Source organism: Allobosea eneae, from assembly GCF_042657265.1.
GTDB lineage: Bacteria > Pseudomonadota > Alphaproteobacteria > Rhizobiales > Beijerinckiaceae > Allobosea > Allobosea eneae.
The window spans coordinates 15,816-28,523 of the sequence record NZ_JBHSLW010000005.1 but is presented as its reverse complement, the minus strand read 5'-3'; the positions used below and the strand labels follow the sequence as shown (position 1 = coordinate 28,523).

Genomic DNA, 12,708 nt, shown 5'->3' with positions numbered 1-12,708 from the left:
TACATCTTGCCTCGCGCCGGCCGATCGCGTTTGAAGGCTTCGTCACGAAACGGGGCCTGCCATGCCGGACGATCTCGCCATCACCGACTTTCCGCTGCGGGCGCATGACAAGCTCCGCTATGGCGACACCGACCGCCAGGGCCACGTCAACAATGCGGTGTTCTCGAGCCTCCTGGAAACCGGTCGCGTCGAGCTGATCTACGGTCAGGCCGGTCGTCTGGTCGAGCCGGGGGCCTCCTTCGTCCTCGCTCGGCTGGAGCTGGATTTCCGGGCAGAGCTGCTCTGGCCCGGCGAGGTCGAGATCGGCACGCGTGTCGCCTCGATCGGCCGCAGCTCGGTCCGGCTCGAACAGGCGATCTTCCAGGGCGAGCGCTGTGTCGCCAGCGGCGTTTCGGTGATCGTCCAGACCGACGAGGCGACGCGCAAGGCGCGGCCGTTCTCGGAGGCGGTGCGCGAGCAGCTGGCGCAGCTGGTGGCGCCGACAAGCTGATCTATCCGCCCTCCTCCGGCCAGCCGACCAGCTCGGTCGGGGTCCAGCGCGCTTTTCGGCGCCCGAGCCGGCCGTCCAATGCTTCGCCGCTGAAATCACGCGACTCGGCCGGCCTGGTGAAGCGGGCGCGCTCATCGAGCGCGTCGATATTGATCGTCGTCCAGGCTCTGCCGTCCTCGACCATCAGCATGGCGACATAAACGCCGCAGCGCCGGCAAAGAACCACTTCGGACGCGGCGAGCCCGAAACGGTAGCGCTGCAACTCGGCCGGTTCGCGTAAGACAAGTCGGACCCGTGCCCTGGGATCGGAAACCGTCCGGGCGTTGTGCTTGCGACAGAAGGAGCATTGGCAGGCTCCGACGATCTCCTCCTCCGGTGGCCGCGGCAGTGTCAGTTCGAGGGCGATCGCGCCGCAATGGCAGCCACCGTTCAAGCGATGCGTCATGCTGGCTTTTCCTCCCGCACGCTGCCACATCACGGCAATTATGGAGATGCGATCGTCCGATCAAAACAAGTGATTGGATACCGTATCGAATCGGGGGAACGGAATCACTCCCGCCGCGTTCGAAGCCGAAATGCGGGAGGACATCATGAACAGCCTTGTTGCGGCCTCGGCGCTGTTCCTGGCCGGCGGTTTGTCGAGCGTGACCATGGGGGCAGTGCCCTTGCAAGGCGTGCTCAACGAGATCTTCTGGGCGAGCCTGGCGCTGTCGGGCTTCCTTGCCATCGTGGGCCTTGAAGCGGCGAGCTGATTGCTGGTCGGCCTACCTCCTTCGCTTATCTGCCGAACCCGCCCGCGGTGCCCGGCGGCAAGCGTTGATTGTCAGCTCGACCGGCCGGCGCTCGACATGCCTCTGCGTCTTTACGCATCGTTTATGCCCCCGCCTGCCCTTCCCACTCGACCGCTTAGCAGGGACGGCACCACATCTCCTGTCTGAAACCAGGCTGGAGATCCGTCATGGCCGACATCGTCTTTCTCGCGCTCGGAGCCGGGGCCTTCGCGCTCTTCGGCTGGTATGCCGCGCTGCTGCGCAAGGTCTGACCCCATGGGCCTGACCTTGCTCTATGCCGCCGCGGCCCTCGGGCTCGCGATCTACATGGTCGCTGCGCTGCTGCGCCCCGATCGTTTCTGAACCAACGATAAAAAAGGAGACCTCGCATGGACTGGCGGGGCTGGGCCGAGATCGTCTTCACGATCGCGCTGACGGTAGCCGTGGGCTGGCCGCTCGGCATCTATATGGCGCGCGTCTGGGCGCGCGAGAAAACCCCATTCGACCTGGTGCTGCGGCCGGTCGAGGCCGGCTTCTACGCCGCTCTCGGCATCGACCGGAACAAGGGGCAGACCTGGCTCGGCTATGCCGGCGCCGTGCTCGCCTTCAGCGCGGCCGGCTTCGTGCTGCTCTACGGCCTGCTGCGATTGCAGGGACTGCTGCCGCTGAACCCGCAGGGCTTCGGCGGACTGTCGCCGCATCTCGCCTTCAACACCGCCGTCAGCTTCGTCACCAACACAAACTGGCAGTCTTATGGCGGCGAGACGACGCTGAGCAGCTTCAGCCAGATGGCGGGCCTCACCGTGCAGAATTTCGTCTCGGCCGGTGCCGGCCTCGCCGTCGCGGCTGCCGTGGCACGCGCCTTCGCCGCCGATCGCGGCGAGACATTAGGGAATTTCTGGGTCGACCTGACCCGCTCGGTCCTCTACGTGCTCCTGCCGGTCTCGATCGTCACCGCGCTGGCGCTCGTCGCGGCCGGCGTGCCGCAGAGCCTGCTCGCCAATGTCACCGCCAGGACGCTGGAGGGCGCCGACCAGATCATCGCCCTGTTCCCGGTCGCCAGCCAGGAAGCGATCAAGCAGTGGGGCACCAATGGCGGCGGCCTGTTCAACGTCAACTCGGCCCACCCACTCGAGAACCCGACGCCGCTGACCAATCTGATCGAGGTCGTCGCGCTGAACGCGCTCGCCTTCGGCACGGTCATCGCGTTCGGTCGCGCCGCCGGCGCCCGCAAGGAGGCCCGCGCCCTGCTCGCCGCGATGGTGATCCTGGTCGGCCTCGGCGCCGCGGCGATCTACTCCGCCGAGACGCTGACGCCGCAGCCCGCCATGATCGCCGCCGGCATCACCGATGCGCCGGCCAACATGGAAGGCAAGGAAGTGCGCTTCGGCGCCGCCGCCTCCGCGCTCTGGGCGGCGATGACAACCGGCGCCTCGAACGGCTCGGTCAACTCGATGCATGCCAGCTACATGCCGCTTGGCGGCGGTATCGCGATGTTCCTGATCCAGCTCGGCGAGATCCTGCCTGGCGGCGTCGGCTCAGGCCTCTACGGCATGGTGGTGATGGCGCTGCTCGCGGTCTTCGTCGCCGGGCTGATGGTCGGGCGCACGCCGGAATATCTCGGCAAGAAGGTCGAGAGCCGCGAGATCAAGTTCGCCATGCTGGCGGTGCTGATCTTGCCGCTCGCCATCCTCGGCTTCTCGGCCATCGCCGCGGCGCTGCCGGTTGCGCTCGAGGGCTTGCTGAACAAGGGGCCGCGCGGTCTCTCCGAAATCCTCTACGCCTATTCCTCGGCGGCGGGGAACAATGGTTCGGCCTTCGCGGGGCTTACCGCAAACGCACCCTGGTGGAACACGACGCTCGGCATCGCCATGCTGCTCGGCCGCTTCGCCTACATGGTCCCGGTGCTCGCCATGGCCGGCGCCATCGCCGCCAAGCCGAAGCTCGCGCCGACCGCCGGCACTCTGCCGAGCGATAGCCCGCTCTTCGTCGGCCTGCTCATCGGCATCATCCTGATCCTGGGCGGCCTGCAATTCTTCCCCGCGCTCGCGCTCGGGCCGATCGTCGAGCACTTCCAGGTGCTTGCGGCCGCTCGCTGAGCCGACAAAGGAACTCGTTAGATGAGTGTCTCACTCGCCAAGTCCAGCGCCTTCAACCAGGCCGTCATCCTGACGGCCCTGAAGAGCGCTTTCAGCAAGCTCGACCCGCGCAAGCTGGCCGGCAACCCGGTCATACTCGCTACCGAGGTCGTAGCGGCGCTCGCCACCGTCTCGGCCATCGTGGCGATTGCCAACGGCCAGGCTGCGGCCTTCCCGATCCAGATCGCAATCTGGCTCTGGCTCACCGTGGTCTTCGCCAACTTCGCCGAGGCGATCGCCGAGGGGCGCGGCAAGGCGGCGGCGGATTCGCTGCGCGCCACCCGCGTCACCACCAAGGCCAAGCTGATCATCGACGCCGAGCGCAATGCGATGATCCCGACGCCGGCTCACGAACTCGCGCCCGGCGATGTCGTCCTGGTCGAGGCCGGCGACGTCATTCCCGCCGATGGCGAGATCATCGAGGGCGTCGCCTCGGTCAACGAAGCCGCTATCACTGGCGAATCCGCCCCCGTCATCCGCGAGAGCGGCGGCGACCGCTCCGCCGTCACCGGCGGCACCACGGTCGTCTCCGACTGGATCAAGGTGAAGGTCACCTCGCGGCCGGGCTCGTCCTTTCTCGATCGCATGATCGCGATGGTCGAAGGCGCCGACCGGCGCAAGACCCCGAACGAGCTGGCGCTCGCCGTGCTGCTCGCCGGCCTGACCCTGGTCTTCCTGATCGCGGTCGTCACACTGACCGGGCTCGGCGCCTTCTCCAGCGTCTCGCTCGACCCGATGGTGCTCGGCGCGCTCTTCGTCACGCTGATCCCGACCACGATCGGCGGCCTGCTCAGCGCCGTCGGCATCGCCGGCATGGACCGGCTTCTGAAAGTGAATGTCCTGGCGACCTCGGGCCGGGCGGTCGAGGCCGCCGGCGACGTCGATACGCTCCTGCTCGACAAGACCGGCACCATCACCTTCGGCAACCGCATGGCGGTCGAAGTGATCCCCGTCCCGGGCGTGCGCCCCGACGCGGCGCTGCGGGCCGCGCTGATGGCCTCGCTTGCCGACGAGACGCCGGAAGGCCGTTCGATCGTCGAGCTAGCCCGCAATCAGGGCGTCGCCGCCGAGATTCCGGCCGGTGCGACCGCGATCCCGTTCAGCGCCACCACGCGCCAGTCGGGCTTGGACCTCGATGGCAAATCCTGGCGCAAGGGCGCGGTCGACGCCGTCATCAAGACGCTCGACCTCGGCGAGAGCCAGGTGCCGGCGGAATTGCGTCAGGCGGTCGATGGCATCGCCCGCTCGGGCGGCACGCCACTCGCCGTCAGCGAGAACGGCGCGCTGGTCGGCGTCATCCACCTCAAGGACGTGGTCAAGCCCGGCGTGAAGGAACGCTTCGCGGATCTCCGCCGCATGGGCGTGCGCACGGTGATGATCACCGGCGACAACCCGGTCACCGCCGCGGCGATCGCGTCCGAGGCCGGCGTCGACGACTTCCTCGCCGAGGCGACGCCCGAGGACAAGCTGCGGATCATCCGCACCGAGCAGGCCAAGGGCCGCCTCGTCGCCATGTGCGGCGACGGCGCCAACGACGCCCCGGCCCTCGCCCAGGCCGATGTCGGCGTCGCCATGCAGACCGGCGCGCAGGCGGCGCGCGAGGCCGGCAACATGGTCGATCTCGACAGCGACCCGACCAAGGTCCTGGAGATCGTCGAGGTCGGCAAGCAGCTGCTGATCACCCGCGGCGCGCTCACCACCTTCTCGATCGCCAACGACGTTGCGAAATACTTCGCCATCATCCCGGCGCTCTTCGTCGTCTCGCTGCCGGCGCTCGGCGCGCTCAACATCATGGGTCTGGCGAGCCCGCAGAGCGCGATCCTCTCGGCGGTGATCTTCAACGCGCTGGTGATCGTCGCGCTGATCCCGCTCGCCCTGAAGGGCGTGCGCTACCGGGCCATCGGCGCGGCCAAGCTGCTTTCGCGCAACCTCACAGTCTACGGCATCGGCGGCATCATCGCGCCCTTCGTCGGCATCAAGCTGATCGATCTCGCCCTCGCCGCCCTCAAGCTCGTCTGACGGCCTGACAGGAGAGCCGTATTATGATCGCCAATCTTCGCCCCGCCGTCGTCTCGATGGTCCTTTTCACCGCCCTGCTCGGCCTCGCCTACCCGCTTGGCGTCACCGGGCTGGCACAGGCACTGTTCCCGGCCCAGGCCGGCGGCTCGCTGATCCGCAACGCCTCCGGCGAGATCGTCGGCTCGCGCTTCGTCGGCCAAAACTTCAAGGACGAAGCCTACTTGCGTCCCCGCCCCTCGGCCGCCGGCAAGGACGGCTATGACGCCTCGGGCTCGTCCGGCTCCAATCTCGGGCCGCTGAACGAGGATCTCGCCGCCCGCATCAAGACCGACGCCGAGGCCCTGCGCGCCGAGAGCCCGGCCCCGATCCCGGTCGACGCCGTCACGACTTCGGGCTCCGGCCTCGACCCGCATGTCTCGCCGGCCAATGCGGCGCGGCAGGTCGCGCGCATCGCCGCGGCCCGCAAGGCCCAGCCTGCCGACGTGCTGGCAGTGATCGCCGCCAACACCGAGGGCTCGACCTTCGGCCTGCTCGGCGAGCCTCGCGTCAATGTGCTCGGAGTCAATTTGGCACTCGACGCGCGCTGGCCGCGCGCTCAACGTTAGGTTCGATGGCAACAGACGAATCCCAATTCAGAGAGGCAGGGCGGCCCGACCCCGACGCCCTGCTCGCTTCAGCCGGCCGCGGCAAGCGTGGCCGGCTGAAGATCTTTCTCGGCATGGCGCCGGGCGTCGGCAAGACCTACGAGATGCTGACGCAGGCTAGGCGCGCGCAAGAGGAGCATGGCGAGGTGCTCGTCGGCGTGGTCGAGACGCATGGCCGGCGCGAGACGGAAGAGCTGCTCGACGGGCTTGAGGTGATGGCGCGCCGGCCGCTGGAGCATCGCGGCCGGCTGATGATGGAGTTCGACCTCGACGCGGCCCTCGCCCTCAAGCCAAAGCTGCTGCTGGTTGACGAATACGCCCACTCCAACGCGCCCGGCAGCCGCCATCCCAAGCGCTGGCAGGATGTCGAGGAGTTGTTGCAGGCGGGCATCGACGTCTGGACGACGCTCAACGTCCAGCATCTCGAAAGCCTGGTCGACGTGGTCTGGAAGATCACCGGAGTGCGCCAGCGCGAGACCGTGCCGGACAGTGCGCTCAGCCGCGCCGACGAGATCGAATTGATCGACATCACGCCGACCGAGCTGCGCCAGCGCATGGAGGAAGGCAAGGTCTACGTCCCCGAGACGGCGCGGCTCGCCGCCGGCAACTTCTTCAAGCCGGAGAACCTGACGGCGCTGCGCGAGCTGGCGCTGCGCCGCGCGGCCCAGACGGTCGACGACCATCTGAACCAGGCGATGAAGCGCGCCGGGGTCGAGGGGCCTTGGGCGGCGGGCGAGCGCATCCTCGTGCTGATCGGCCCCGATGCCATGGCCGGCTCGCTGGTCCGGGCCGGGCGGCGCCTGTCGGACATGATGATGGATGCGCCTTGGACGGTCGCCCATGTCGAGCGGCCCAGCGGAGTGGAGCCGGATGCGGCCCGCGGCGCCCATCTCGCCGAAGCTTTGAGGCTCGCCGAACAGCTCGGCGGCGCCAGCGTCGTGCTGAATGGCGACGATCTCGTCGGCGCTGTGCTCGACTATGCCCGGCGCAACAACGTCACCCAGATCGTCGTCGGCAAATCGCATCGCAAGGGCTGGCGCTCCTGGTTCAGGCCCTCTCTCGCGCCCGAATTGCTCAAGGCGCAGAATGGTGCGGCGCTGCACATCATCACCGAGGTCGCAAGCGGGCCGGTGCAGCCGGCCCTGCGCGCTTCGCCGCAACGGAGAGCGGGCTGGCTCGGGCATCTCGGCGCGCTAGCCATGGTCGGGGCCGCAATCGGTCTGGCCGAACTGATCGACAGGCGGGTCGAAAACGTCAACCTCGCCATGCTGTTCCTGGTCAGCGTTCTCGGCGCCGGCCTCGCCTTTGGCCTCTGGCCGGCGGTGACGGCCGCGGCGCTCGCCGCCTTCGCCTACAATTTCTTCTTCCTCGAGCCGCGTCTGACGGTGTGGATCGGCCACCCGGCCGACGTACTGACCTTCCTCGTCTTCTTCGCGGTCGCGCTGACGACGGGCGGCCTGACCGGACGCATCCGCGACCAGGCCAGGGCGACGGCACGGAGGGCGTCGGCGATCACCGCCCTGCTCGCCGCCAGCCGCCGGCTCTCGGCCGCGGCGCGGCGCGAGGACGTCGCGTCCATTCTGGCCGAGCAGGTCTCGGCGGCAACCTCCGGCAAGATTGTGGTGCTGCTGCCGGTGGACGGCGAGATCGCCCCGGCCGCCGGCGCGCCGGAGCTGGAGGCGCTTTCGACCGCGGACATGACCGCCGCGCGCTGGACCTGGAATCGCGGCGAGCCCGCCGGCGCCGGTACTGGCACCCTCCCTAACGCCGCCTGGAGCTTCCGGCCTTTGCAAGGCGTGCGGGCCCGCTCCGGCGTGGTCGGCTTCGAGCCGAAGGCGCTTGCGACCGCGGAGAACGAGCGCTTCGCCCTGGCGCTGCTCGACCAGGGCGCGATCGCGATCGAGCGGGCCGAGCTTGCCGCCGCCGCCGTCGACGCCGAAGCGCTGCGCCGCAGCGACCGCCTGCGCTCGGCGCTGCTCAACTCGGTCAGCCATGATCTGCGCACACCGCTCGCCACCGTGCTCGGCTCGGCGACGACGCTGATCGACTATGGCGACGGCATGAAGCCGGCGGTGCGGGACGATTTGCTGCTCTCGATCCGCGAGGAGGCCGAGCGGCTCAACCGCTATGTCGGCGACCTGCTCGACATGACGAGGCTTGAAGGCGGGGCGCTGGTGGCGCGGCGCGACTGGATCGATGTCCGCGACGTGATCGCCGCGGCGCTCTCGCGAGTCTCGCGTCGGCTCGGCCAGCGTCGCGTCCACCGGGATTTTCCAGCGGAGCTCTCGCTCGTCAGGGCCGATCCCGGGCTGCTGGAGCAGGTGCTTGTCAACATCCTCGAAAACGCCATCGCCTATAGCGATGATGGCGCGCTGATCGAGGCGGCGGCCTATGAGGACCGCGGTAATGTCGTGATCTCGATCGAGGACGAGGGCCGCGGCATCCCGACCGCCGAATTGGAGCGCGTCTTCGAGAAGTTCCGGCGGCTGGAGGAATCGATCGACCGCGGCGGCGAGCGCGGCAAAGGTGCCGGCCTGGGCCTCGCTATCGCCAAGGGCTTCGTCGAGGCGATGGGCGGGCGTATCGCCGCCGCCAGCCCGATCCATGACCGTCCCGACGGCAGCAAGGGCGGCACCCGCATCCTGATCAGCCTGCGCAAGGACGTCGCGGGCGGAGAGACCAAATCATGACCGCCTTTCGCCCGCGCATCCTCGTCATCGACGACGAGCCGCAGATCCATCGCTTCCTCGGCCCGGCGCTCGATGCCGCCGGCTACGAGCCGATCCGCGCCGACGACGCCGCCAGCGGCCTGCGCGAGATCGCCCGCAAGCCCCCGGACGCCGTCGTGCTCGATCTCGGCCTGCCCGACATGGACGGCAAGGAGGCGCTCGCCAAGGCGCGCGCCTTCTATGACGGGCCGGTGATCATCCTCTCGGCCCGCGATCGCGAGACCGAGAAGATCGACGCGCTCGACGCCGGCGCCGACGACTATGTCGAGAAACCCTTCGGTGTCGGCGAACTGCTGGCGCGCCTGCGCGTCGCGCTGCGCCATCGCCTCGAACGCCAGGGTTCGGAGCCGGCGCTGCAGGTCGGCGATGTCGAGATCGATCTCGTCAATCGGCGGATCAGCAAGGGCGGCGCGGCCGTGAAGCTCTCGCCCAAGGAATACGACCTCTTCGCCTGTCTGGCGCAGGGCAATGGCCGCGTGCTGACCCATAAGCAGATCCTCACCGCGGTGTGGGGCCCGGCCCATGAGCACGACGTGCAGTACCTGCGCGTCTTCGTCGGCCAGCTCCGGCAGAAGCTCGAGGACGATCCGGCCGAGCCGAAGCTGATCGAGACCGAGCCGGGCGTCGGTTATCGGCTGGGCGGACTGGTCTAAAGGCCGGCGATTCCGCAGCGGTCTTGTCGCGGCAGTGTCCGGTCCCTACCGTTTCGCAGCGAACCCATGCGAGGCAATGATGCGGGTTGTGATCCTGAGCATGCTGCTTGGTCTTGCCGCGACGGGCGAAGCGCCAGCCGACTGGAGGCCGAGCATCTTCGACGGTGAGAGCAAGCGCGCCATCCAGGGCTGCTCCCCGACGATGACCGACGATGCCTGGTCCTGCGCCTTCATCCGCTGCGAAGCGGACAAGCAGCTCGGCCTCTATCTCGATATTCCCGGCGTGCTTTCGGAAGGGCCGATCACCCTGGCGATCGACGGTCGCGACTTTCCGCTCAGTCTCAAGGACACGTCAGGGCCGTTCGGAGGCGCCTATCGCGTCGTTGGTGCGGATGGCGAGATGCTCTCGATGCTGTCCGCCGGCCGCTCGCTGCGTATCCGCCAGGAAGGCATCAAGAAGGGCTATGACGTGATCCCGCTCAGGGGAATCGGCCCGGCCTTGCGAAAACTCAGTCAGGCCTGCAGCCGGGGCTGACGGTTCCCCGGAGAAAATGCTTCCCCGGATTTCGGTAGTCGAATAGCTGCGAAGAGAGATTTCCTCTTTTCGAACGGGAATAAGAAAAATCACACTACCTGACGTGAATTGATGCTCGAAGGCCCGTGCCTTATGTAAAACGTTCGGAATAGCGAACGTAGCGAGCATCATTCATGGCTGCCGCCAAGCGCCCTGCCCTGCCGGTTATCCTGCTGGCCAACGACCTGCTCGACGGCGATGTCGTCTTCGCGGCGGGTGATGCGAACGGCCTGCACTGGTCGCGTGATCCCGGCGCCGCGCTGGTCGGCGATGACGATGCGACCGCTGATCGGCTCGATGCCTTCGCCGCCGCCGAACTCGGCAACCAGCATGTCGTCGATGCCTATCTGGTCGATGTCGCGATCGAGGACGGCGTGCCGGTGCCGCGCCATTACCGCGAGCGGATGAAGACGACCGGCCCCAGCATCCGGCGCGATCTCGGCAAGCAGGCCGAACTGCCGCTTGCCCCAGCTTTCCTGAGAGCCTGACGCATGTATCGCTACGATGAATTCGACGAACGCTTTGTCCGCGAGCGGGTCGCGCAATTCCGCGACCAGGTCGGCCGCCGGCTCAGCGGTTCGCTGACGGAGGACGAGTTCAAGCCGCTGCGCCTGAAGAACGGCGTCTATCTGCAGCTGCACGCCTATATGCTGCGGATCGCCGTGCCCTATGGCACGCTCTCGTCGAAGCAGATGCGCCAGCTCGCGCTGATCGGCGAGCGCTATGACCGCGGCTACGGCCATTTCACCACGCGCACGAATCTCCAGTTCAACTGGCCCAAGCTGCGCGACATCCCTGATATTCTCGATTTGCTCGCCGATGTCGAGATGCATGCGATCCAGACGTCGGGAAACTGCATCCGCAACGTCACCGCCGACCATTTTGCCGGCGTCGCCCAGGACGAGGTCGAGGACCCGCGCCCGACCGCCGAATTGATCCGGCAATGGTCGAGCCTGCATCCCGAGTTCGATTACCTGCCGCGCAAGTTCAAGATCGCGGTCACCGGCGCAGAGCACGACCGCGCCGTGATCAAGGCGCACGATATCGGCCTGCGCATCCTGCGCCATCCCGACACGCACGAGATCGGCTACGAGGTCCTCGTCGGAGGCGGCCTTGGCCGTACCCCGATGATCGGCAAGGTCGTGCGCGAGTTCCTGCCCAAGGCTGACCTGCTCGCCTATCTCGAGGCGATCATGCGGGTCTACAATCTCGAGGGCCGGCGCGACAACAAGTACAAGGCCAGGGTCAAGATCCTCGTCCACGAGATCGGCACCGAGGAATTCTCCCGCCGCGTCGAGGAGGAGTTCGCCCGGCTCGACGGCCCCTCGGTCAATGCCGATCCGGCCGAAGTCGCGCGCATCGCCGCCTATTTCGCGCCGCCGGCCTATGAGACGCTGCCGGCGACCAGCGGTGCCTTCGAGGCAGCCAGGGCCGGCAATCCCGATTTTGCCCGCTGGGTCGAGACCAATCTGACGCCGCACCGGCAACCCGGCTATGCCGCGCTGACCATCTCGCTGAAGCCGATCGGCGCGCCTCCGGGCGACGCCACCAGCGAGCAGATGCGCGTCGTCGCCGATCTGGCGGAGGAATTCTCCTTCTCCGAAATCCGCGTCACCCACGCCCAGAACCTCGTCCTGCCGCATGTGAAGCTGTCGGACCTGTTCGCGATCTGGCAGCGCCTCGGCGAGGCTGAGCTGGCGACGGCGAATGCCGGTTTGATCACCGACATCATCGCCTGCCCCGGCCTCGATTACTGCGCGCTGGCGACGGCCCGCTCGATCCCGATCGCCCAGGCGCTGGCGCAGCGCTTCGCCGACCCCGTCCGGCAGAAGGAGATCGGTGCGCTCAACATCAAGATCTCCGGCTGCATCAATGCCTGCGGCCATCACCATGTCGGCCATATCGGCATTCTCGGCCTCGAGAAGCGCGGCATCGAATCCTATCAGATCACGCTTGGCGGCGACGCGACCGAGAATGCGGCGATCGGCGAGATCCTCGGCCCCGGCCTCGCCGCCGAGGACGTGCCGGACGCGATCGAGCGCATCGTCTCGGTCTACCTGGCCCAGCGCCAGACCGGCGAGAGCTTCATCGACAATGTCCGCCGTATCGGCCTCGCGCCGTTCAAGGCGGCTTTCCAGGAGGTCAGCCATGTTGCTTGATCGTCACGGCGCCAAGGCCGAGATCTGGACGCGCAGCGAAGGCGCAGCGATCGCCAATCTCTCGCATGCGCTGGTCGATTGGGCGGCGCTGCCGGAGGCGCTGGCGCAGAAGACGCGCGACCAGCGCATCGGCGTCGTCATCCCCAACACCGTCCGCATTCCCGAGCTGAAGCTGGTGATCCGCCAGCTCTCGCTGATCGCGATCAGCTTCCCGTCCTTCGGCGATGGGCGTGGCTTCAGCCTGGCGCGATTAATCCGCAATCACGGCTTCACCGGCACCTTGCGTGCGAGCGGTCCGCTGATCGTCGATCAATTCGCCTATGCCCTCGCCTGCGGCTTCGACGAGGTCGAGTTGCCGGAGGCGAGCGCCGTGCGCCAGCCGGTCGAGCAATGGACCCGCGCACTCGGCCAGATCAGCCATGGCTATCAGCGCGGCTATGGCGACAGCGGCAACATTCTCGACCGGCGCCGCTCGGCCCGGCTGAAACATGCCGCAGCGGGCTGAGACGATGCATGGATCGGCCCAAACCAG

General features: G+C 67.7%; 13 protein-coding genes. 12 read left to right on the top strand and 1 reads right to left on the bottom strand.

The window, feature by feature from the left end; genetic code table 11:
• The first annotated feature begins 61 nt into the window (after positions 1-61).
• Complete coding sequence (locus ACFPOB_RS01545; protein WP_092153978.1) at positions 62-490, top strand: acyl-CoA thioesterase; 429 nt, start codon at positions 62-64, stop codon at positions 488-490.
• Between the two features lies 1 nt (position 491).
• Here ACFPOB_RS01545 and ACFPOB_RS01540 read toward each other — a convergent pair whose 3' ends face one another.
• Entirely contained in the window at positions 492-935 is a 444-nt protein-coding gene (locus tag ACFPOB_RS01540) for a GFA family protein (protein ID WP_377795362.1), read from the bottom strand.
• A 145-nt stretch (positions 936-1,080) separates the two neighbouring features.
• On the opposite strand from ACFPOB_RS01540, the gene ACFPOB_RS01535 reads away from it, so the two are divergent.
• The 11 genes from ACFPOB_RS01535 to ACFPOB_RS01485 all read left to right on the top strand — a co-directional run bounded on the left by ACFPOB_RS01535 (position 1,081) and on the right by ACFPOB_RS01485 (position 12,681).
• Positions 1,081-1,242, top strand: a complete 162-nt coding sequence (locus tag ACFPOB_RS01535) for a hypothetical protein (protein ID WP_175506622.1) — start codon at positions 1,081-1,083, stop codon at positions 1,240-1,242.
• A 264-nt stretch (positions 1,243-1,506) separates the two neighbouring features.
• Positions 1,507-1,623 (top strand): K(+)-transporting ATPase subunit F, encoded by a 117-nt coding sequence (kdpF, locus tag ACFPOB_RS01530; protein WP_377795360.1) that lies wholly within the window; start codon positions 1,507-1,509, stop codon positions 1,621-1,623.
• 26 nt (positions 1,624-1,649) lie between these two features.
• Positions 1,650-3,359: a potassium-transporting ATPase subunit KdpA gene (gene kdpA, locus ACFPOB_RS01525; RefSeq protein ID WP_377795358.1), complete on the top strand. Its 1,710-nt coding sequence runs from the start codon at positions 1,650-1,652 to the stop codon at positions 3,357-3,359.
• Between the two features lie 21 nt (positions 3,360-3,380).
• Positions 3,381-5,417 carry a potassium-transporting ATPase subunit KdpB gene (gene kdpB, locus ACFPOB_RS01520; protein ID WP_377795356.1) on the top strand — a complete coding sequence of 679 codons (2,037 nt, stop codon included), beginning with the start codon at positions 3,381-3,383 and terminating at the stop codon, positions 5,415-5,417.
• A gap of 23 nt (positions 5,418-5,440) precedes the next feature.
• Positions 5,441-6,022, top strand: a complete 582-nt coding sequence (gene kdpC / locus ACFPOB_RS01515) for a potassium-transporting ATPase subunit KdpC (RefSeq protein ID WP_377795354.1) — start codon at positions 5,441-5,443, stop codon at positions 6,020-6,022.
• Positions 6,023-6,027: 5 nt separating this feature from the next.
• Positions 6,028-8,751: a DUF4118 domain-containing protein gene (locus ACFPOB_RS01510; RefSeq protein ID WP_377795352.1), complete on the top strand. Its 2,724-nt coding sequence runs from the start codon at positions 6,028-6,030 to the stop codon at positions 8,749-8,751.
• The gene (locus ACFPOB_RS01505) at positions 8,748-9,443 is read left to right on the top strand and encodes a winged helix-turn-helix domain-containing protein (RefSeq protein WP_377795350.1); all 696 of its coding nucleotides are present in this window, start codon (positions 8,748-8,750) and stop codon (positions 9,441-9,443) included. Before ACFPOB_RS01510 ends, ACFPOB_RS01505 begins: the two co-directional genes overlap by 4 nt.
• A gap of 79 nt (positions 9,444-9,522) precedes the next feature.
• Complete coding sequence (locus ACFPOB_RS01500) at positions 9,523-9,978, top strand: hypothetical protein (protein ID WP_377795348.1); 456 nt, start codon at positions 9,523-9,525, stop codon at positions 9,976-9,978.
• Positions 9,979-10,151: 173 nt separating this feature from the next.
• A complete protein-coding gene (locus ACFPOB_RS01495) occupies positions 10,152-10,505 on the top strand; it encodes a DUF2849 domain-containing protein (protein WP_377795346.1) in 354 nt (117 codons plus the stop codon).
• A gap of 3 nt (positions 10,506-10,508) precedes the next feature.
• Complete coding sequence (locus tag ACFPOB_RS01490) at positions 10,509-12,176, top strand: nitrite/sulfite reductase (protein WP_377795344.1); 1,668 nt, start codon at positions 10,509-10,511, stop codon at positions 12,174-12,176.
• Positions 12,166-12,681 carry a DUF934 domain-containing protein gene (locus tag ACFPOB_RS01485; protein WP_377795342.1) on the top strand — a complete coding sequence of 172 codons (516 nt, stop codon included), beginning with the start codon at positions 12,166-12,168 and terminating at the stop codon, positions 12,679-12,681. Before ACFPOB_RS01490 ends, ACFPOB_RS01485 begins: the two co-directional genes overlap by 11 nt.
• Positions 12,682-12,708 lie beyond the last annotated feature (27 nt).

Bases quoted from the DNA above. Each gene is read 5' to 3' on its own strand.
- ACFPOB_RS01505 (WP_377795350.1), top strand. From the start codon at position 8,748: ATGACCGCCTTTCGCCCGCGCATCCTCGTCATCGACGACGAGCCGCAG.
- ACFPOB_RS01535 (WP_175506622.1), top strand. From the start codon at position 1,081: ATGAACAGCCTTGTTGCGGCCTCGGCGCTGTTCCTGGCCGGCGGTTTG.
- ACFPOB_RS01490 (WP_377795344.1), top strand. From the start codon at position 10,509: ATGTATCGCTACGATGAATTCGACGAACGCTTTGTCCGCGAGCGGGTC.
- ACFPOB_RS01540 (WP_377795362.1), bottom strand. From the start codon at position 935: ATGACGCATCGCTTGAACGGTGGCTGCCATTGCGGCGCGATCGCCCTC.
- kdpF (WP_377795360.1), top strand. From the start codon at position 1,507: ATGCCGCGCTGCTGCGCAAGGTCTGACCCCATGGGCCTGACCTTGCTC.
- kdpA (WP_377795358.1), top strand. From the start codon at position 1,650: ATGGACTGGCGGGGCTGGGCCGAGATCGTCTTCACGATCGCGCTGACG.
- ACFPOB_RS01510 (WP_377795352.1), top strand. From the start codon at position 6,028: ATGGCAACAGACGAATCCCAATTCAGAGAGGCAGGGCGGCCCGACCCC.
- ACFPOB_RS01495 (WP_377795346.1), top strand. From the start codon at position 10,152: ATGGCTGCCGCCAAGCGCCCTGCCCTGCCGGTTATCCTGCTGGCCAAC.
- kdpC (WP_377795354.1), top strand. From the start codon at position 5,441: ATGATCGCCAATCTTCGCCCCGCCGTCGTCTCGATGGTCCTTTTCACC.
- ACFPOB_RS01485 (WP_377795342.1), top strand. From the start codon at position 12,166: ATGTTGCTTGATCGTCACGGCGCCAAGGCCGAGATCTGGACGCGCAGC.
- ACFPOB_RS01500 (WP_377795348.1), top strand. From the start codon at position 9,523: ATGCGGGTTGTGATCCTGAGCATGCTGCTTGGTCTTGCCGCGACGGGC.
- ACFPOB_RS01545 (WP_092153978.1), top strand. From the start codon at position 62: ATGCCGGACGATCTCGCCATCACCGACTTTCCGCTGCGGGCGCATGAC.
- kdpB (WP_377795356.1), top strand. From the start codon at position 3,381: ATGAGTGTCTCACTCGCCAAGTCCAGCGCCTTCAACCAGGCCGTCATC.